The 20,372-nt window shown below is 61.0% G+C and carries 13 protein-coding genes and 1 other RNA gene; 6 read left to right on the top strand and 8 right to left on the bottom strand.

Going from position 1 to position 20,372, the window contains the following annotated elements; all coding sequences use genetic code 11:
* Positions 1-43 precede the first annotated feature (43 nt).
* On the bottom strand, positions 44-3,748 hold the full coding sequence (locus PW792_02615; protein MDE1160820.1) for an alpha-amylase family glycosyl hydrolase: 3,705 nt from the start codon (positions 3,746-3,748) through the stop codon (positions 44-46).
* A 281-nt stretch (positions 3,749-4,029) separates the two neighbouring features.
* Between PW792_02615 and PW792_02610 the strand changes: the two genes are divergently transcribed.
* Complete coding sequence (locus PW792_02610) at positions 4,030-5,268, top strand: MFS transporter (GenBank protein MDE1160819.1); 1,239 nt, start codon at positions 4,030-4,032, stop codon at positions 5,266-5,268.
* 229 nt (positions 5,269-5,497) lie between these two features.
* Here PW792_02610 and PW792_02605 read toward each other — a convergent pair whose 3' ends face one another.
* Both PW792_02605 and PW792_02600 read right to left on the bottom strand, forming a co-directional pair.
* The gene (locus PW792_02605; protein ID MDE1160818.1) at positions 5,498-6,547 is read right to left on the bottom strand and encodes an aldo/keto reductase; all 1,050 of its coding nucleotides are present in this window, start codon (positions 6,545-6,547) and stop codon (positions 5,498-5,500) included.
* Between the two features lie 114 nt (positions 6,548-6,661).
* The gene (locus PW792_02600) at positions 6,662-7,345 is read right to left on the bottom strand and encodes a glycoside hydrolase family 75 protein (protein ID MDE1160817.1); all 684 of its coding nucleotides are present in this window, start codon (positions 7,343-7,345) and stop codon (positions 6,662-6,664) included.
* A 74-nt stretch (positions 7,346-7,419) separates the two neighbouring features.
* Here PW792_02600 and PW792_02595 point away from each other — a divergent pair, with 74 nt between their 5' ends.
* Positions 7,420-8,103, top strand: a complete 684-nt coding sequence (locus PW792_02595) for a DUF4396 domain-containing protein (GenBank protein MDE1160816.1) — start codon at positions 7,420-7,422, stop codon at positions 8,101-8,103.
* Between the two features lie 66 nt (positions 8,104-8,169).
* On the opposite strand, the gene PW792_02590 is transcribed toward PW792_02595, so the two are convergent.
* Complete coding sequence (locus PW792_02590) at positions 8,170-10,089, bottom strand: hypothetical protein (GenBank protein ID MDE1160815.1); 1,920 nt, start codon at positions 10,087-10,089, stop codon at positions 8,170-8,172.
* A gap of 103 nt (positions 10,090-10,192) precedes the next feature.
* Positions 10,193-10,625: RNase P RNA component class A (gene rnpB, locus PW792_02585), an RNA gene on the bottom strand.
* Between the two features lie 390 nt (positions 10,626-11,015).
* Here rnpB and PW792_02580 point away from each other — a divergent pair.
* The 4 genes from PW792_02580 (at position 11,016) to PW792_02565 (ending at position 16,139) form a co-directional block, all read left to right on the top strand.
* Positions 11,016-12,932: an NHL repeat-containing protein gene (locus PW792_02580; GenBank protein MDE1160814.1), complete on the top strand. Its 1,917-nt coding sequence runs from the start codon at positions 11,016-11,018 to the stop codon at positions 12,930-12,932.
* A 216-nt stretch (positions 12,933-13,148) separates the two neighbouring features.
* Entirely contained in the window at positions 13,149-14,375 is a 1,227-nt protein-coding gene (locus tag PW792_02575) for an ABC transporter permease (GenBank protein MDE1160813.1), read from the top strand.
* A 72-nt stretch (positions 14,376-14,447) separates the two neighbouring features.
* Positions 14,448-14,837 (top strand): four helix bundle protein, encoded by a 390-nt coding sequence (locus PW792_02570; protein MDE1160812.1) that lies wholly within the window; start codon positions 14,448-14,450, stop codon positions 14,835-14,837.
* A 54-nt stretch (positions 14,838-14,891) separates the two neighbouring features.
* Positions 14,892-16,139: an ABC transporter permease gene (locus PW792_02565; protein MDE1160811.1), complete on the top strand. Its 1,248-nt coding sequence runs from the start codon at positions 14,892-14,894 to the stop codon at positions 16,137-16,139.
* Positions 16,140-16,299: 160 nt separating this feature from the next.
* On the opposite strand, the gene hpnI is transcribed toward PW792_02565, so the two are convergent.
* The 3 genes from hpnI to PW792_02550 all read right to left on the bottom strand — a co-directional run bounded on the left by hpnI (position 16,300) and on the right by PW792_02550 (position 20,332).
* A complete protein-coding gene (gene hpnI, locus PW792_02560; protein MDE1160810.1) occupies positions 16,300-17,469 on the bottom strand; it encodes a bacteriohopanetetrol glucosamine biosynthesis glycosyltransferase HpnI in 1,170 nt (389 codons plus the stop codon).
* A gap of 18 nt (positions 17,470-17,487) precedes the next feature.
* Complete coding sequence (locus PW792_02555) at positions 17,488-18,348, bottom strand: DUF1003 domain-containing protein (protein ID MDE1160809.1); 861 nt, start codon at positions 18,346-18,348, stop codon at positions 17,488-17,490.
* Between the two features lie 73 nt (positions 18,349-18,421).
* The gene (locus PW792_02550) at positions 18,422-20,332 is read right to left on the bottom strand and encodes a glycosyltransferase family 39 protein (GenBank protein MDE1160808.1); all 1,911 of its coding nucleotides are present in this window, start codon (positions 20,330-20,332) and stop codon (positions 18,422-18,424) included.
* Between the last annotated feature and the right edge of the window lie 40 nt (positions 20,333-20,372).

Here is a 20,372-nt window from a genome sequence, read left to right as displayed (position 1 = left end):
ATATGCTGCGCCCCGTTCCATTTCTTCAGCGAAAGCATCCGCCCTAACTCGTCTTCGGCTTCTTCACGGCAGCTTTCTTTGCCACGCTTTTCTTCGTTGCGGTCTTCTTCGCCGCAGGCTTCTTCGCTGCGAGCGTCTCTGCCTTTGGGTCTTCGCTCGTCGTCCCAACGTCTGTTGAAGCCACCTTCGTCGAACGCTTTGCCGGAGCCTTCTTCGCCGCTGATTTCGCAACCGCTTTCTTCGCAACCGACGTCACCGGCACAGCCACAGCCTCCCCTCGCAGGAACGCCTTGGCGTCGTAGCCAGCGGCGTTCATCGCCTTTGCCGCACCGGTAACAAACGTCTCCGCAGCGGCGACCTGTCCAGCAACAAGCTCTGGCACAGCAAGCCAGCACAAGACTTCTTCAAAGCGCTCCTGGTTCACATACGTCACGCCGTCGTGCTCATTCGCACCGACCAGCCAACGCACATCGCCATCCTGCCAGAACGTCTCGCTTGCAACCGCATTGGCTTTCGTCGCAAGGAGCAACCGAACCATCGCCGCCGCCTGCCAGACGCGTTCACCTTCCAGCCCAACTGCGGTGAATACCTCAGCCAACGCCTCTCGCAGCCCCAGCGAATCGAACGCCACCACAGGGCTTGCCCCCAGCGGAGCACTATGCAGCAGCACCCATGCCAGAACCGGTGCCCATGCGAGCACGCTGCGCTCTTCCGAAGGCACTACCTTACGCGTCACGCTCGGCCACGCCGTCGAGAAGCCGCGCTCCAGCGTCGGCAAACGTAATGCCGCAGCCAGCAAGGCCTCACAGCTCTCGCCCTTCGCCACACTTGCGCCCGGCAGATACACCTTCACCTGCTCGAAGAACGCCTTAGCGCGCGCAGCAAACGCCACCACACGAACATCCTTCTCTAACTCACCGCTCATCGGCTTCGCGCACTCTTCTTCTGCCAGCATCCCCAGTGCTTCAAGCTCCGTCGGAGCCAGCACCGCACGCATCGCCTCATGCAACGGCCGCAGCCGCAGCCGCTTCAGCGACTCATCCAGCGAGTACACGCCCGCACCGTTCAGCGAATCGCACAGCGGCTCCCACGGATACTCCGCCGTCGACCGCAGCTCACGCCAATCCAGCAACACGGCATACTGATAGCCGCGCAGATCCAGCGTCATACCATTGCGATGAAAATCATTGGCACGGCGGATGTACTCCAGGCCGTTCGTATGATCGCGATACGCCACAAACAACGCATCGTCCCATGGCAACGCCAGCCCATCCGCCAGCGACCGCTGTCGCAACTGCCCCGACCCCTTATCCATTGACGCTGCCGAGTTGTGAATCGTTCCGCGTCGCGAACCATAGCTGTTGTTGTAAAAAATCAGCGACCGCTCACCATAAAAATTGTTTGAGTACGCAAAGACGTTCTCGTCCACCGCGCCGTTATCGCCCCAGAAGTCATACAGTACAAAGTTCGCGCTCTCCGCGAAGATGTAACGCTTCTTCAGCAGTGGCGCAATCTCTGCCTGGTGTCGCGCGACCAGCCCTTCATTCGGCCGCTCGTCCATCTTGGCCTGCTTGAACTCCATGCCATAGCGCTCGCCATAGCCTTCAATCTGCCCGTGCCCAAACATCGGCAACCCCGGCAGCGTGGACATCAACGTCGCCACACCAAAGCACTTGTCGCCCGATCCAAACTGGTCGATCGTCGTGCGCTCATCCGGATTCGACATGAAGTTCACATACCGCTTCAGAATGTCCGGATCGAACTCAATCGTCTTCTTCAGATAGCTGCGATACTTCGCGTTCTCTTCATCGCGCAGCATGTTCATGAACGCCGAGTTGTACACACGATGCATCCCCAGCGTGCGCACAAAGTAGCCTTCGAGCATCCAGAACGCTTCCGCCAGCAGCAGAGTTCCGGGCACTTCCACCGCGACGCGGTCCACCACCTCGCGCCAGAACTCATGCGGCATCAGAGCGTTGAACTCTTCGTCGCTCATCGCACTCTCAGCACGCGAAGGAATCGACCCACCCGCACCCGGCAGTGGGAACCACAGCCGCTGCACATGTCGCTTCGCCAACACCATCGCGGCGTCGAAGCGAATGATCGGGAACATGCGAGCCACATGCAGAATCGTCTGCATCACCTGCTCGCGCACCCAGGCCTTCGAGTAGTCCAACTGCGCCGTATCGTTCCACGCAAACGTTGTGCCATCGTTGCCGTGGTACATATACCGCGTCGCGCCATCACCATGGTGATGAATCCGAAACACAACCGCCGCGTCGGACTGGTCGTAGTAGTGGTCTTCGAGCTTGATCTCCACGCGCGAGTCCGTCGAAAGGTCCGGCCCGTTGAAGCTGTAGCTCGGATACGGCGACTCCCAACGATAGAGAAACGCCTCCGGGTTCTCAATCACCCACGGTGAATCGATGCCCATGTGGTTTGGCACCATGTCGCTCGCCAGCCGAATCCGATGCCGCGCCGCAGCCTGCTTCAACCGCTCGTACGCTTCATAGCCACCCAGATCACCCGCAATCGTGTAGTCCTTCAGCGAGTACGCCGACGCCACCGCGTCCGTGTGCCCACGCAGATGCTTGATCGTGCGCGAAGCAATCGAACGCTCCCACAGGCCAATCAGCCACAACGACGTGATGCCCTGATCGGCCATCAGTGCCAGCTCTTCCTCCGGCACATGGTCCAGCCGATGAATATGCCGACCGTACTTCTTCGATAGCTGCTCGAGCCACACATAGGTGCTCTTCGCCATCATCACCACGTTCGGCATCCACGCCTGGTCAGCCGAGAACGCCTCGTACTCATTCAGCGGAGCCTGGTACCCGGCGGCGTAGCGACGCACCCGCCGCCCCTGCGCATCCGTCGTCCACTCGTCTTCAAAGCCAACGTACTCATCTCCAACGAAGCCCTCACCACCACGCCCCGGAGCACCATGCCGATACCAATCCGGCTTGGCCGGGTTGAACCGCATCCAGATCGCGATGTCCTCTTCGCGCAGCGTGTCGATCGCCAGCAGCACGCGCTTCAAATCCGCGCCCAGCACATCCGACCAATGCGTGCGGATGTAATCCAACTGCCCTGTCAGCGACTCCGGCGAAGCCAGCATCGGCGCGCGCAGCACATCCAGCAGGGAACCCAGCTCCGCCGCCACCGGTGGGCGCGTCTTGAAGTAATCCGGGAACCCACCCGTCACCTGCGTATACGCCGTGCCCTGCCCTAGATCGCCGTCCGCAAACAGCTCTTTGAAGCTCTTCAGCGCCGGATTCTGATTCGCCAGCCAGAGCAGCAGCAACTCTTCGAGCGCCGCTTCACGGTTCGGCATTCCTTCCGTGGCCTTGCTCAACCACTCCGCCGCCGTCTGCTCGCCGCGATACACACTGACGCCCGGAAAGATCTCCGTAAACTTCAGCAGCAGCCTCTCCAGCGACTGCGAAGACGTCTTTTCGATCTTGCCCGCCAGCCACACCAGCGCATCGCGCAACACCTGCGGGTCCATCTCACGCCGGTACTTCGCAATCAGCGCGTGGTTCAACTCATCGATCAGCCCCATTGCAAACAGAGCACCCGCGTTCACCAGCCGGTCAGGATCATTCTCCGCATCGCGCACCGTGTTCAGTTGCTGCGCCAGCTTGCGGCTCGCGGCAACGTTGGCAAACACTACATTGCCCGTATAGCCAAACAACACGTCGTCCAGCGCAAGCCTGTCACGCAAATCCCGGCGAATATGAAATTCCATCAAGAAAGCCTCGGCGCTTTTATTACGAAAGACCACGGTACAGGCGCCTGTTAGAGGCCGCGGTCCATTTCGACACAAACAGGTCGACACAACAAGGGTGCAGAGCTTGCGAGCTAACGACTGCAAAACACGTGCAAAGGATGATTCCGCTTTCACAACATCCTAAAGCGTCCTTCTGATCTTCAGACTCACACTACGCCGTTCGGGGATGCCTCCAGCTACGTTTCGCTCTAAAGCTTTCCTGCTGCGCATCGTTGCATCCATGCGATACCCTTCCGCACATGCATCTCGCCGACGACTCGAACGCTCCTGAAATCACCACCCCCGGCTGGCCCTTCGCCGTCGCCTCCGGCATCCTCGGCTGGATTCTCGACGCCTTCGACTTCTTCGTCGTCGTTTTCCTCTTCCCCGAACTCATGGCCCGCTACGGCGTCTCCAAAGGCGCCATCCTCTGGACCATGACACTCACGCTCGCCATGCGTCCCGTCGGGGCACTGCTCTTCGGCGCGCTGGCCGACAAGTTCGGTCGCAAACGCCCGCTCATCGCCTGCGTCATCTACTTCTCCGCCATCACCGTCTGCTCCGGCCTCGCGCCCACCTACGTGCTCTTCCTCCTCTGCCGCTGCCTTTACGGCATCGGCATGGGCGGCTACTGGGGCATCGGCGCGTCCTACGCCATGGAGTCAGCCCCACGCGCCAAACGCGGCGTCCTCAGCGGCCTCATGCAGGCAGGTTACCCTTCCGGCTACCTGCTGGCCGCCTTAGCCATGCAGTTCGTCGCACCGAGCTTTGGCTGGCACGCCATGTTCTTCGTCGGCACAGTCCTCGCCGCGCTCATCGTGCTGCTCACGCTCTTCGCGCCGGAGTCCAACGCCTGGGAACGCACGAAGATGCCTTCGATGGGCCATATCTTCCGCGCACTGGCAAGCAACGGCAAACGCTTCACCTACCTGCTCCTCCTCATGGCCTGCATGACCTCGCTCTCGCACGGCACGCAGGACCTCTACCCCGACTTCCTGCGCACGCTGCCCTTCATGCACGGCATGACGCTCATGGGGATGAAGGCCTCGCTCGGCATCCCTGTCCTCTACAACCTCGGCGCGATCGTCGGCGCGCTCATCATCGGGCAGCTCTCGCAACGCATCGGCCGCCGCTACGGCATCATGGTCGCGCTCGTACTCTGCTTGCTCGCGATGCACTCCTGGGCGTTTGGCGGAACGGTCTTCGCGATCACCCTTGGAGCCATCCTGATGCAGGCTGGCGTACAAGGCGCGTTCGGCGTCATCCCTGCCCATCTGAACGAGCTCTCGCCAAGCGCGATCCGCGGCCTCTTCGCAGGCTTCGTCTACCAACTCGGCGTTCTGCTCTCATCGCCGGTATCCCCGCTACAAAACTTCCTGCGCGAACACTTCGGCTATTCCTGGGCACTCGCAGGCTTCGAGCTCACGGTAATCACCGCCCTCTTCGTCCTCATGATCTTTGGCCCGGAGAACCACGGCAAGAATCTGCACGAAGGCTAGACGGCGGAAACCACGGAAAGGCTAGGCAAGGGGAAACACGGAAAGGCACAACCGGTAGGGCAGGGCTTCAGCCCTGCCGTTAGACTGCAAATCTTCAGGCCTTCAGGCCCCGAGGTCTGGTGTGGTATCCACCGCAGAGATAGAAGATACTGACCATCTCACCTTTTCAAGCAAGCAAAACAAAGAGGCGAGGCTTTTGAGCCTCGCCTCGCCCTACTTCCTACTCCCTTTAAACCAACACCTGCTCCACCGGAAACGGATTCCGCTCCTTCAGCTGCACCTGGTGCCAATACGGATACGCCAACGGCACGCGGCTCGCCACATCGAGCTTCTCCGTTTGCTCCGGCGTCAGCTTCCAGCCCACCGAGGCAAGGTTCGCCTTCAACTGGTCCTCATTGCGAGCACCAATGATCAGCGTCGAGATCGTCGGCTTCCCAAGCAGCCAGTTCAGCGCAATCTGTGGAACCGTCTTGCCCGTCTCCTTCGCCACTTCGTCCAGCGCATCCACCACACGATAGACCAGTTCCCAGTCCGGCGTCGGACCTGCGTCATGCGCCATCTTGCTCTGCAGGCGGCTACCCTCTGGCAGCGGCTGTCCGCGACGAATCTTGCCCGTCAAACGTCCCCAGCCAAGCGGCGACCACACCAGCGCGCCCACACCTTCAGCCTGCGCCAACGGCATCAACTCCCACTCATAATCGCGGCCTACAAGCGAGTAGTACACCTGGTGCCCGACATACTTCGACCAGCCATAACGCTCGCTCACGCTCAACGACTTCATCAGGTGCCAGCCCGAGTAATTCGAGCACGCAATGTAGCGGACCTTCCCCGACTTCACAAAGTTGTCCAGCGTCGAAAGCATCTCATCCGGCGGCGTCAACGCATCGAACGCATGCATGTGATACACATCCACGTAATCCGTATTCAGCCGCTTCAACGACTTCTCCAGCGACTGCACCAGGTGATAGCGCGAGCTACCCACGTTGTTCAACTGCGGTCCCTGGCGGAACGTTGCCTTCGTCGAGATCAGCACATCCTCGCGGTTCAAATGCGAGATCGCCTTCCCCAGAACAATCTCGCTGTTGCCTTCCGAGTAGCCATCCGCGGTATCGAAGAAGTTGCAACCCGCTTCCATGCAGACATCGATCAGCCGCGCGGCCTCTTTGTCCTGCGTCGTTCCCCATGCCTTGAAGAACTCATTGCTTCCACCAAACGTTCCTGTACCAAAGCAGAGTTCGGGAACGGTAAGGCCAGAGCGGCCAAGTTGACGATATTCCATGAGTAGGATTCTCCTTGCGTCGGTTCCGTGCCTTCAGCACACGCCCATAGCGTGCAGGCAACAATGACAAGATCAACGATGTATACGAACGCTCCGCGCCAACACAACGGGCGATTACCTCTTCGATGCAATGACCGCCGAGAAGTCGCAGCTCACACCGCGTTTCTTCGCCGCTGCATCCAGCATCGACTGCTGGCGAAAGAATACGCTCTTCGCATTCGATCGCGGATAAAAGCGGATCAGAATATCCCGCCCCTCCACCGACTCATTACGCCCATCATGAAACGCATAGCCCAGCGACCGCAGTAAATGTAACGACCCTTCATCGCCCGACGGGTTCCCCGCATCCCCTACAACGCCATACGCGCACGTCTTCTTGCGTCGTGAATACACCGCAACAAAGTCGCCGATCCTCGCGCCGCGCCGACGAGCTTCATCGCCTAAAACGACGTAGCTGATACGCGTTGCATCGACATACCGCGTCGGGTCATGCTCGGCGCGCGTCTCATCCTCAAACGTCGTCTGCGAAACATAAAAGCCTGGCGCTGGATCCTTCGGCCCCTGCACCACCGGCTCCCCATGCTCCGTCAGATAGCCCACAATCGGCGCGTGTTTGCGCCGCTGCGCGTGGGCATCCTCAAACGTATCGAGCGTCGCCAGCCCCGGCGGCCCATAGGCTCGCGGAGCGCCATCCACATCCACGTCCATGCGGTGCGTCTGCAGCACAAACGGCGCGGCCGGTCGATGTTGTGCAGAAACGTCAGCACAACCAGACATCAGCATCGCGACTACGATCATGCAGCGCTTCAGCATCTCTGCCCATTAGACGCACCTCTCTCGGCCTTCGTATGCATCACACCAAAGGTATGCACATGATTACGCTCGCGTGGATCTCTCTTTCGCTCGCCGTACTCTCCGCGGCCATCATTGCGTTCGATGAGTTCCGCCACCCGCAGCCAATGGGAGTGATGAACATCGTCTGGCCGCTCACCGCGCTGTACTTCAGCGTTCTGGCTCTGCCTGCCTACTTCCTGCTCGGCCGCAAGCGCGCCCACAGCCACAGGCAGGACCACAGCGAAATGCAGATGCCTTCACATGGTGCCAAACCAAAGCTCACGTTCGCCTCCGTTGCCACCGGGACATCGCACTGCGGCGCAGGCTGCACCGTCGCCGACGTCCTCTCCGAGTTCGCCCTCGCCTCCACAGGCCTTGTCCTCTTCGGCTCTGCCCTGCTCACCAGCTTTACGCTCGACTTCATCGCCGCATGGGTCATCGGCATCGCGTTCCAGTACTTCGCCATCCGCCCCATGAGACAGGAACTCTCCACCGCACAGGTGATCGTCGCCGCCATGAAGGCCGACACGCTCTCCATCCTCGCCTTCCAGATTGGTATGTACGCGTGGATGGCCTGGGCACACAGCAAACTCATCCCTGGTATCACTGCCTTCGATCCGCGCTTCTGGCTCTCCATGCAGGCCGCCATGATCTGCGGTTTCGCCACGAGCCTGCCCATGAACGCATGGCTCATTCGCCTGGGCCTCAAAGAAGCGATGTAGGCCAATAAAAAATCGAGGCTGACCAGTAACTGGTCAGCCTCGATCTCATCCTGCGTTGAACAGCGTCTACGGCGCCGTGCGATACGAAAGCAGCGGTGTCTTCGTTGGCGTTGCCAGACCAAAGAACATCACCAGGGTACTCGCATATTCGTTCGATACCCAGACATTGCCACTTGCATCCACCGCTGTCGAAAACGGTTGATCCAGAGACGCATCCAGACCGAACCCAGTGGACGGAGAAATTCCCGTACCCGCCGTGTACGTTGTGTCCATGCTGCCGTGTATGCCCGATATGGAGTTTCCGTGGAAGTTCGCCACCCACACATTGCCCGCCGCATCCGCCGTAAGCCCCGCCGGAGATACCAGGCCACCGGAAGCAGCCTGCCGAACCAGCACGGTGCCATCCTGCGCAACTTCACTCAACGAACCGTTCCAGAAGTTCGACAGCCACACATTCCCAGCGCCGTCCTCTGCAACTCCATCCGTACCCGCGCAGCAACTTGGCTGCGACAACACGGTGTTATCCAGGCTCAGATGCGTAGCAAACGAGCTTGACTGGTTCGCGACCCAGACATTGTGATTTGCATCCGGAATAATCCCTACAGGGTAGATTGCTGCCGGAGACACTCCGCTACCAAGCGCCGCGTAGAGCGTCGACGCATCACTATTCAGAATCGTGACCGTAGCGTTCGCATAGTTACCGACATCGATCCAACCATTCGTATCGGCCGCAATGGACTCAGGAAAGTCGAGGTTCGCATCGGAACTCTGCGCAAGCAACGTTCCCGGCGAGGACGACTGCGCCCCCGCAAACTTCAGAACGCTCCCCTTCGTCGAACCATGCGCCGGGAGTTCTTCCGATACCGTCCACACATTGTCCGAGGGATCAATGGCAAGCGCGAACGCTTCGTAGAAGTTGCTCGCCGTGTAGGGAGAGCCCGTCAACGGCACGCCCTGCGGAGTAAAGCCCGCAACCTGCCCGTTGTAACCTGCCGCCCACACATAACCCTGTGAATCGATGCCCACCCCGGTTGGCGAAAGAAAGCCCGTATTAGATACCGTCAACGTCATCGTCCAGTCGTTCGGCGCCTGCGTCAGAGTCGTGGGAAACTGCACCTGCGGCGGAATAATGTCGAAGACATCTCCCACATTGCTGCCGGGATTTTTCACGATGTTCATCACCGCGCCCCACACCGTCGTCGGCGTCGCCGCACCCGACGGCGTTGCTGCCGTAAACAACTGCGTGCAGCCAGCTCCACCATCCGAGTTCACACATGTCACCAGCGCATCTGCCAGCGCATAAAGCTTGCCGCTCTCAATCACCTGCGTAGAAAGCAACGTCGTCGGCACAAGCCCCGTCGCAGTGGACGCCAGCAGCTGTACATTCAGCATCGCGTTCCGCAGTCCGGTCAGGTTCGTGGACGAAGCGCCAATATGGTCATAGTCGCCCGCAAACGGTGCCAGAGCATACGCTGCTGCTACCGTAGTCACTTCGTTCACATTGATGAAGGTGTTCGCATTCAACGCGCCGCAGTCACCCAGCACCGCCATCATCACCAGCGCCGGATTGTTGCCGCCAGAGCCCAGCCCCGGGTTCCCCTGCGTCGCCGTCAGATACATCTGGTCGGTGCTGCTCGCGCAGCTGTACTTCCCCGTAAGCTGAAAGGCCCCATACGCATCCGTGCTCACCGGCGAGGTCAGAATGTTCGTAGCCTGCGACGCATTTCCCGTCGATCCCGCCTCAAACAGTTGAATCGTAGAGCCCGACACAGGCTGGTTTCCACCATGCACATGCCCCTGCAGACTCAGCGACTGCTCAGGCACAGACGTTGTCACGGGACCGATACCGCAGCCCGTAACCACAAAGACGGACAGACCGAGGGCAAGCAACGGAACAAGCGTTCGCCTGGAAATTTGCAGCATGGAAAGGAACATAATTACCGCGATTCTACGCGACGGCTTCATCTTTCCAGCCAACAAAAACATACTATTTTCGTTATATTCCAGCCGCGGCACCAACGCACCCACCCGTTGAAACCATCTGGAAATCGAGTAACACGGTAAAAGTTACCTAAGTCCATTTTAGTAACTGTGCAGGCGGCCCGTAAGCCGAATTTTGTTTTAGACGATCATTCCTCTAGGCCAGCCATTACTGACTGGCTCAAGCAACCTACCCGCAGGTTCCGGCTCGTCTTGCGACGTCTCTTCGCCTGGACGTGACGGGCCGCCACGTGATCGCGCCTTGAAGAGTGGCCTCGATCTCCCTGCCTATTTGGTCTTGCTCCGTGTGGGGTTTACCGTGCCGCCTGCATTACTGCCGACGCGGTGGGCTCTTACCCCACCCTTTCACCCTTACCCTCTTGTTTGCACAAGATGGCGGTTTGCTTTCTGTTGCACTTGCCGTCCACGAGCCTTCACGCTCGCGTCCCGGACGTTATCCGGCACACTGCCCTGCGGAGTTCGGACTTTCCTCCCCTCCTCGACACCGAAGCGCGAGGAGCAGCGATCATCCGGCCGCCTGCACCTCTCCATCATAGCCGGTTCCTCCGCCTCAGGCACTTCGGAGCACTGATCGAAGAAAGAACTACATAGCCAAAAGAGGAGCATCACTCCGATCAAGTAAGAAAAGTAGTAACTACAGAAAAACATTCTTTTTGCGATATAGTTATGTCAAATATTCAAGAACGACAGCATGCAATATTCCTGTCGCGGCCTGCCACCTCCAGGCATTGGCGAAAGTTCATACTTCGGGCCCCCCACGCTTCCTAAAGTCACAAAGAATTACCGCGCCTCCTCCGTCACGCTCCCGAAGCAGAAAGACGACGCATGAACGTCGTCTTCACCTTCGAAGCTATCTGGCACCGCCTTTTTAGCGGAAGGGTCGCGCATTTTCTCCCAAGGTGCGCCTACACATGAAACGACTCCAGTCGTTGTCTTTGCTCGTTCTCTCTTATTCTGCCTCTGCGCTCTTAGCTGGTTGCGCGTTCGGGAACTCTTCCATCCCCGCCGCCACAACCCAAACGGCCCTCGGAACCATTCAGGGCTCCGTATTCGGCGGCCGTCAGCCGATCCAGAACGCGAAGATCTACATCTACGCAGCAAGCACGACGGCCTACGGTGGAGCCTCCACGTCGCTGATGACCAGTGCGACCGGCAACCCTGCCGACAGCAACGGCAACTACTACGTTCTCACCAACCAGAGCGGCGCGTTCAGCGTGACCGGCGACTACACCTGCACGGCAGGGACACAGGTCTACATTTACTCTCTCGGCGGCGAGCCCACCACCGATCAGACCAACGACAACGCCGGCCTGATGGCTGCGCTTGGCACCTGCCCCAGCAGTGGCACCATGGCTTCGGTAACGCCAAAGGTCTACATGAGCGAGGTCTCCACCGTAGCGATGGCTTACGCCGTTGCAGGCTTCGCCGTCGACTCCACCCACATCGGAGCGCCAGCCACCTCCGCGCCAGCCACCGCCGCCCTCGCCCGCGCCTTTGCAGCTTCCAGCCTGCTCTATGACATCAGCGGCGGCAATGGTAATGGTGCGCGCAGCGTTACCCCCAACGGGAACGGCGTCGTCCCCCAGACTCTGATCAACTCCCTGGCAAACACGCTTGCGGCCTGCGTCAACTCCACCGGCGCAGACTCCTACCCGTGCGGCACCGCGCTCTTTGGCGCAGTCAAGAGCGCAGGCACCTCCGGCACAACAGCTACGGACACCGCGACTGAGGCTATCTACATCGCGCATAACCCCGGCGTAGCCGTCTCCACGGTCTACGACAACATCACATCCACGCCGCCGTATGCGCCCAGCCTCTCCTCGCAGCCCAACGACTTCACCGTAGCCATCCGCTACACCGACAGCAATATCAGCGCACCCTCTGCAGTTGCCATCGACGCAAGCGGCGACGCCTGGATCGCGAACAAGGGCAGCAACTCCATCACCGAGCTTTCGCCGCTGGGCGTTCCCACCACCTTCACCGGCTCGCTCAGCAGCCCCTCCGGCATCGCCATCGACGCAAGCGGTAACCCCTGGGTCTCTAACAGTGGCACGAACAGCGTCACGAAGTTCTCGTCGGGTACGCCCACCCAGTACACCCTCGGCACCGGCTCCTTCACAAGCATCGCCATCGACGGCAGCGGCTACATCTGGGCCTCCAGCAGCGCCAACGCGGTCTACAAGATCTCAAGCACCGGCACACTGACCGCCAGCAGCAGCGGCGCACAAACCTCCACGCTGCTCTCTTCTCCCGTAGCCCTGGCCTTCGACAACTACGCGAGCACCGGCCGGAGCAACGACGTCTACATCGCCAACAGCGTCGCAGGCAGCGGCATCGGTATCACCGTCGTGCAGAACACGCCGCGCGCCGCCAACCTCTCCTACACTCGCGCAGGCGCACAGGACGGCTGGGCCGTGGCCTTCGACAGCGCCAACAACATCTGGATTGCAAACTCCAACAACACGCTCACCGCCCTCACCGACGCGGACGGCTACATCACCACCAGCGCCTACAGCGGCGGCGGCCTGAGCGACGTCCGCGGCCTCGCCATCGACGGTGCCGGCGTGGCCTGGACAGCAAACTCCACCGGCAACAGCGTCAGCCAGTTCACGAACGCAGGCGTGGCGGTCTCTCCGACCACAGGCTACGTCTCCGACGGCACCGCCTACTCCACGCCTTCGGCCATCGCGGCAGACAACTCCGGCAACCTCTGGATCACCAACAGCGGCAATAATAGCGTCGTCGAACTGATCGGGGCCTCCACCCCGGTCGTCACACCGCTCTCCCTCGCGGCCTCCTCGGGCTACGCCGCAGGCACCAAACCGTAACGACTCCGACAGCAGCAAACACATAAGAAGAGCCAGCGCAGGCAGCCCCAAAGCTTCCTTGCGCTGGCTCTTCGTTATGCATTTCGAGGCAAAGCCGGTCACCCATCTGCAGGTTCCTTCGGATCTATAAGACTCCAGGGAACCTGCAACTCAATTCCTGCGTATCTCCATGCAAGTCTTCGTTTCTTCCAGCGTAGACTTAGACCTACCTCAGCCATGGACACACGCGACGCATTCCGCATGGCGCTCGACGCGCTCTGGTCAAACAAACTCCGCACCGTGCTCACGCTGCTCGGTGTGGTCATCGGCGTGGCCTCCGTCATCGCCGTCGTCACGCTCGTCAACGGAGCGAACGTCTACGTCGCCTCGCGCATCAACCGCTACGGTGCCGACGTCTTCACCGTCTCCAAGCAGCCCGCCTTCACCACCAGCTACGCGGACTACATCCGCTACGGCAAGCGCAAGGTCATCTCGCTCGACCAGTACCGCTTCGTCCAGGCAAACTGCCAGCGCTGCCTCCAGGTCGGCGCCCTGCAGTCCACCACCGGCAAGATCGTCTTCAAGACCCAAAGCTCCACCGACACCACCATTCGCGGCTACACCTCACTAATGGCCGGCATGCAGAACCTCGGCATCGTTGAAGGCCGTGACTTCACCCAGGCCGATGAAGACCATGCCGCCCGCGTCGCCATCATCGGCTCTGACATCGAGGAGAACCTCCTCCGCGACGACTCGCCCATCGGCAAAGAGATCCGCGTCGACGGCGTCCCCTACACCGTCGTCGGACTCGCCGAAAAGCAGGGGAAAACCCTCGGACAGTCCCAGGACAACTGGGTCGCCCTCCCCCTCACCGCCTACCAGAAGACCTACGGCACCGCGAAGTCCGTCACCATCTACACCAAGGCCGGCAACGGCCCCGGAGCCATGGAGGCCGCCAGCGACGAGGTCCGCGTACTCATGCGCGGCATCCGCCACGATCGTCCCGGTGAGGTGGATAGCTTCACCCTCGAAACCAGCGACACGCTCATGGGCCTCTGGAAGCAGATCTCCGGCAGCTTTGAGGCTGTCGCCGTCGCCATCGCAGCGATCTCGCTGGTCGTCGGCGGCATCGTCATCATGAACATCATGCTCGTCTCGGTCACCGAGCGCACCCGCGAAATCGGCGTCCGCAAGGCCCTCGGCGCAAGGCGTGGCGACATCCTCCGCCAGTTCCTGATGGAGAGCGCCACGATGGCCATCATCGGCGGAGCGATTGGCGTACTGGGCGGCGTAGGCGTCGCCAAAGCCATCACCATTCTCCTCAGCTTCCCCTCCACCATCGCTCTCTGGAGCGTCTTCGCCGGCCTCTTCGTCGCTGCCAGCGTAGGCATCTTCTTCGGCGTCTACCCCGCCCGCAAAGCCGCTGACCTCGACCCCATCGTGGCCCTGCGCAGTGAGTTTTGAGGCTTCAACAAGGTTCGTTTTAGCGCCAGCAAGACATGAAACACGAAGACATTAGACCGTAGAGGTGATCTTTTGCTGAGTCGACAAAGGACAGGCGCACACCGCGAATCTGCCGCTTGGCAGAAGGGTATGAAGTTGTGCGCCGTCATCTACCAGCTGACAAAGCAGTTTTCTTCCGACGAGCGCTTCGGTCTGACCAATCAGTTGCGCCGCGCCTCCGTCTCCATCCCAAGCAACATTGCAGAAGGTAAAGGCCGCCTCACCCGCGGCGAGATGATTCACTTCTTCGGCATGGCCCGAGGCTCCGCCATGGAAGTCCAGACACAACTCGAGGTCGCTGAGACCATCGGTGAAGGCCACCCCACCGACCTGAACGAAGCGTACGATCTCGCTGAAGAGATCATCCGAATCCTCAATGCGTCCATCACCACCATGCGCCGCGCTCAAAAATCTAATGTCTAATGTCTTCCTGTCTCATGTCTCGCTAGCCTCCTCACCCACCGGACCCGTGCCCCTATGACCGCCACTGACCAACGCGAAGCCGTCCGCATGGCCCTCGACACCCTGCGCGCGAACAAGATGCGCTCCAGCCTGACCATCCTCGGCATCGTTATCGGCGTCATGACGGTCATTGCCATCTCCTCCGTCATCAACGGCCTTAACAGCAGCGTCTCCGGCCTCGTCGAAGCCATGGGAACCAACGTCCTCTGGGCGTTCCGCTTCCCCGTCATCGGCGTTCGCCCCACCGCCGAGATGCTCGCCCGCAAGCAGCTCACCTACGACGACATGCTCGCCATCGCCGAGCTTCCCCACGTCACCGCGGCCTCGGCCTCGCTGCGCTATCAGGACTTCACCTTCAACACCGGCTCCACCACCGCCAAGTACAACGGGCACAAGGTAGAAAACGTCTCCCTCGAAGGCGACACCGTCAGCTCCCAGCAGGTCTACGACTGGAGCATCCAGTCAGGCCGCTACTTCACCCAGGGTGAGCAGGACCGCGCCGCCGACGTCACCGTTCTCGGCCACGACACCGCCGAAGACCTCTTCGGCGGTGAAAATCCGCTCAACAAGGAAGTCACCATCGCCGGTCGCCTCTTCACCGTCGTTGGTGTGCTCGACAAGCAGAAGAGCGCCTTCGGCGGCGGCAAAAACCCGGAGGACAGCTTCGCCTACTTCCCCATCACAACCTTCCACAAGCTGCACCCCGAGGTGCTCGACTACTGGCTCTCCGCCAAGTTCGACGACCAGAAGTACAAGCCTCTCGTCGAAGACGAGATGCGGGATCTCCTCCGCCGTCGCCGCAAAGTTCGCAACGAAGCCGACGACAACTTCGCCATCTTCGGCTCAGACTCCATCACGCGCCTCTGGACGCAGATCACCAGCTCGCTCTTCCTTCTGATGTTCGGCCTCAGCGCCGTAGGTCTCATGGTTGGCGGCGTCGGCGTCATGAACGTGATGCTCGTCTCAGTGACGGAACGCACGCGAGAGATCGGCGTCCGCAAAGCCATCGGCGCCACGCGCCGCACGATCATGCTTCAGTTCACGTTGGAAGCGGTCGTACTCTGCGCCATCGGCGGCCTCATCGGCATCTCGCTCGGCGGCATCATCGCGCTCATCCTGAAGCTGCTTCTCTCCAGCCAGATCTCGGTGCTTTGGATGGCTTTCGCCTTCGTCGCTTCCTGCGCAATCGGGCTAATCTTCGGCATCTACCCCGCCTGGAAAGCCGCCAGCCTCGACCCCATCGAAGCCCTGCGCTACGAATAACCCACAACCCGAGCCAGAATCAACACCTGACTCTCGCTCTCGAAGTAGAGGTGGCCTTCAGGCCACCGTCAATCGCCCCCAAGAAACCCCAGGCATCCCACCGGACGCAAACCCCGGCTCACAATCCGCCTTCTGGGCCCTACGCCCTACACCCTCTCCCCTACACCCTCTCCAACACTCCACGCCGCAGCCGAAACCGCTCCCCACGCCACACAATCGTGTTGCCCGCATAACTCCACGCCCACAGGAACAAGCCGAAGAAATCCCGCACCGGCAGCAGCCACAGATCGCGCAACACCTGCGTATCGCGCAACAGTCCCACCCCGACAGACAGCGCCACCGTCACCCGCACAAACAGCGCCAGGCTCAACAGCGCGAGACTCCACAACGCCCCCCCGCTGGCCAGTACCGCCAGCACCGCCCACGGCAGCACATACGTCACCCCCAGCCCGACATACCCACCGCGCCGCGAATCCCGCGTGGACCGCGCCCAGCGCAGTTGGTGATCGACAAACCCGCGCATTCCATACGCCGGTACCGTCGTCTCCACCACCTCGCCCGCAAGCTCCACACGATAGCCCTTCGCCGCCAGCCGCACACCCATCTCGTAATCGTCCGCAAGCTGGTCCAGCAGCGCCTCAAAGCCGCCAATGCTCGCCAGCGCAGTCTTCGTCGTCGCCAACGTAGACCCCAGACCGAAGCGGATGCCGCCCTCCAGCTTCCGCGCCGTCAGCACCCCTGGCATAAAGTCCGTGCTGATCCCCATTGCCTCCAGCTTGCTCCACACCGTACCCTCGGCCACGCCCACATAAGGAGCCGTCACCAGCCCCACCGTCGCATCGCCAAAGCCGCGCATCGTCTCAGCCAGGTATCGCGGCCCCACCACGATGTCCGCATCGTTCACCAGCACATGCTCATAGCGAGCATAGGGGAGCATCTGCACCAGGTTTGAAACCTTGCCACTCGCCCCCAGCCGAGCACTGCATTCGATCAACTGGATCGGCACCTCGGGGTGCTCCACACGCAGCCGTGCGATCTCTGCCACCGCCGGGTCTTCCAGCGAGCTCACGCCGAAAACGATCTCGAACGCGTTCTCATACTGCTGCACGCAATGGCTCACAAACCCCGCATACATCCGCGGGTCAACGCCCTTCACCGGCTTCAGAATCGTTACCGGCGGCGCATACGCCACGCCAGCGCGCGACGCTCGCACATCTCGCGAGTAAGCGCCCGCTCCCCACAGAGCCAACGCGCCATAAGCCACACCCGATATCGTCACCAGCCCGGTAAAGGCCTCTGCTCCGAACGCAACCCACTCCAGGGAACCCATGTCCACAGTGTAAAAGGTCTAGGGCTCCAACTCGCCACCACTCTGCGGCTTGCCCATACCTCGAGTGCGTTCTTCGATATCACCTAGCTGTTCTGAAATGAAATGAAGCCGTCGTCCCAGCTCTTTCACCTCCACCTCGGCCCTCCGGTTCACCTGGAAGTCCAGCTCCGAACGCATCCTGTCTTTTCCATCCTGCCGGTTCTGACTCATCATGATCACCGGCGCCTGGATCGCCGCCAGCATCGACAGGAACAGGTTCAGCAGGATGAACGGGTACGGATCCCACGCCTTGTGCCCCAGCACAATGTTGATCAGCGTATAGATCACCAACCCCGACAGAAACATGATGATGAACGTCCACGACCCGCCAAAACCGGCCACGCGGTCCGCAATCCTCGCACCGAACGTTTCCTTCTCGTCGATAAGTTCGTTCGGGCTCTTCGCCGATCTTGTCCGCACGATCTGCTGCGTCTGGTGAATCTCCCGCGCCAGCACCGTCAGCATGTCCATCCCGGCCATCGGCTTCGTGCGCAGCAGCACCGACAAATCGTTGCGGTCGACCTCGATGCACCGGCTCGCAGCCACCGCATACGCCGTCGTCTTGTGCTCGGTGTACTCCAGCATCGAAGCGAAGCCGAAGACGTCGCCATGCTTCGGCTCGGAGAACAACACCTCCTGCCCATCTTCATCAATCAGCGTCACGCGCACAGCGCCTTCGAGCATCACGTACGCCCGTTCGCTCACATCGCCAGCCTTGTAAATGCGCTGGTTCGCGGGGAAGTCGCGCACCTCGACCTGCGCCGCCAGCACAGCGATCTCATCGTCATCAAGCAGCGAAAACAACGGGGCGTGGCGAAGCTCTTCTTGACTGCAGGACATGGGTCAGTTCCTCGTTCTCTCAAATACAAGTTCTATGGGGCGCACCTATTCTCTGGGATGCAGATAGCGGCAACTACGGCTGGTTGCTTACAATCTCTTTCCCACCACCCCGAGCCACAACATACACCGGCCCCGTGACGACCGGAAGGTGATTCGGCGGATCGGTCAAACTCTGCCACATAAGAATCCTCTGCGACCCGCTCCACTTCGCCGCCACGCTCGCAGGCGTCTCGAAGATCTTCGGCGCATCCGGAAAGAAGCTTCCATACCAAAGGTTCGAACTGCGCCCTTCGAGAATGTGCACATCATTCCGCCGCAGATAGAACCCCAGCGTCGAGCCCGCCTCATACTCTCCGTGAATCATCACCAGATCGCCCGCGTGAACCTGCGGCGCAATCTGCTCCGCTAGCTGCGCCGAACTCAGCACCGGCGCAAACGTCTGCAGCCCCAGATGCGCGGCCACCAGAAACCCACACGCGCCCACCGTCAGCGCCAGCACCGCCGCAGGCACACGCGACCGCCGCAGCCAGAGCAGCGCCAACAACGGTCCACCAAACAGGCTCACCGCAGCCAGCGCCAGAGGCACACGAAACAACCCCAGTGCCTGCGCGTTCAGGTCAAGGAAGTGCCCCATCGACAGCGCATAATCCCCGGGGTTCGTCGCCAGTAGGCTGGCCAGGTCCGTGTTCGGCGCAGGCCTCCGCGTATGCAGCAGAAAGTACACACTGCCCATCGCAAACAGCCCACCCAGAACGGCCACAACGGCCACGCATCGCACCGCGCTCCTGCGACGCGCCTCGCTCTCTACCGCCAGCCAACCGGCGATCATCACCGCCAGCGCAGGCAACGCAGGCAACACGTAATACTCCTGCCTCGTCGACAGCGTGAAGAACCCCAGCACCACCGCGGCCCACACCACCGCCAGCATCTGCCCGCGCTCGCTCAGGCTCAACTGCCGCGCCTGAAAACGCGCTCGCCACGCCGCCGTTCGCACCGGCAACGCCGCCCCCACAGCCTTGAACACAAACGCCGACCACGGCATGATCCACACAAAGCACAGCCCCCAGAACAGCCACAGCGGCGACGTGTCATAGTCATGCGGCACGCGCAGGTTCAAGTAGCGCAGCACATGCTCGTTCATGAAGTAGAACCAGTACCACCCGCGCACATTGCCATCCGTCGGCAGCGGCACCTTCCAATGCCCGTTCACAAACCGAAACGGTGTCGGTTGCCCCACCGTCGGGTTCGCCATCCCCGCCAGCACATGCCACGGCGCAGCCACCACCAGCAGACTCACCAGCGCCACGCCCCACGGCAGCGCGCCCAGCCGCCGCCATCCACCGCGCCAGCCATACGCCAGCAGCAGATACAGGGCCGCGACCGCTGCCGGAAACACCAGCCCGATCAGCCCCTTCGACAACACGCCCAGCGCACACGCCACGCCGAACAGGACACCATCGAACCACCGGGCGTCATCGCTCTCTTCCATCCGCAGCAGCGCATACATCGCCAGCGCCATCCACAGGCAGACAAACGCATCGGGCAGCGTGATGCGCGTGAACAGGAACACTCCCGCGCTCGACAGCACGATCAATCCGGCGTTCAAACCCGCCCGCGCGCTCGCATACACCCGCCGCGCAAACGCCTCCACCGCAAACGCCAACCCCAGCGCGCTCGCCGCAATCGGCACCCTCGCCGCCGCAGCCATCGCCCGTGGCGACGTAGCCCCCAGCAGCCCGGCGACCTTCATCGCCACCGCCATCAGCCAGTACATCAGCGGGGCCTTTTCCAGGTACCGTATGCCGTTCGCATACAGCGTCACCCAGTCATGCCGCAGCAGCATCTCGCGCGCCACCTCGGAGTGCACCGAGTCCGCGTCATCCAGCAGCGCTGGCCACCACAACGCAAAGCTCGCATAGACAACCACCCACACCAGCACAAAGGCCAGCGTCGTCGAACGGGATCGTTTCGGCAGAGAAGACATTCGGCTCCCAGTGTAGATGCCTTGTGCCCCGCATCACTCC

Source organism: Acidobacteriaceae bacterium (assembly GCA_028283655.1).
Classification (GTDB): Bacteria; Acidobacteriota; Terriglobia; order Terriglobales; family Acidobacteriaceae; genus Granulicella.
The sequence above is the reverse complement of the archived record's forward strand: the minus strand, read 5'-3'. Positions and strand labels throughout refer to the sequence as shown.

Bases quoted from the DNA above. Each gene is read 5' to 3' on its own strand.
- PW792_02600 (MDE1160817.1), bottom strand. From the start codon at position 7,345: ATGATCGTAGTCGCGATGCTGATGTCTGGTTGTGCTGACGTTTCTGCA.
- PW792_02590 (MDE1160815.1), bottom strand. From the start codon at position 10,089: ATGTTTTTGTTGGCTGGAAAGATGAAGCCGTCGCGTAGAATCGCGGTA.
- hpnI (MDE1160810.1), bottom strand. From the start codon at position 17,469: ATGGGTTCCCTGGAGTGGGTTGCGTTCGGAGCAGAGGCCTTTACCGGG.
- PW792_02550 (MDE1160808.1), bottom strand. From the start codon at position 20,332: ATGTCTTCTCTGCCGAAACGATCCCGTTCGACGACGCTGGCCTTTGTG.
- PW792_02575 (MDE1160813.1), top strand. From the start codon at position 13,149: ATGGACACACGCGACGCATTCCGCATGGCGCTCGACGCGCTCTGGTCA.
- PW792_02595 (MDE1160816.1), top strand. From the start codon at position 7,420: ATGATTACGCTCGCGTGGATCTCTCTTTCGCTCGCCGTACTCTCCGCG.
- PW792_02615 (MDE1160820.1), bottom strand. From the start codon at position 3,748: ATGGAATTTCATATTCGCCGGGATTTGCGTGACAGGCTTGCGCTGGAC.
- PW792_02555 (MDE1160809.1), bottom strand. From the start codon at position 18,348: ATGTCCTGCAGTCAAGAAGAGCTTCGCCACGCCCCGTTGTTTTCGCTG.
- PW792_02605 (MDE1160818.1), bottom strand. From the start codon at position 6,547: ATGGAATATCGTCAACTTGGCCGCTCTGGCCTTACCGTTCCCGAACTC.
- PW792_02565 (MDE1160811.1), top strand. From the start codon at position 14,892: ATGACCGCCACTGACCAACGCGAAGCCGTCCGCATGGCCCTCGACACC.
- PW792_02580 (MDE1160814.1), top strand. From the start codon at position 11,016: ATGAAACGACTCCAGTCGTTGTCTTTGCTCGTTCTCTCTTATTCTGCC.
- PW792_02610 (MDE1160819.1), top strand. From the start codon at position 4,030: ATGCATCTCGCCGACGACTCGAACGCTCCTGAAATCACCACCCCCGGC.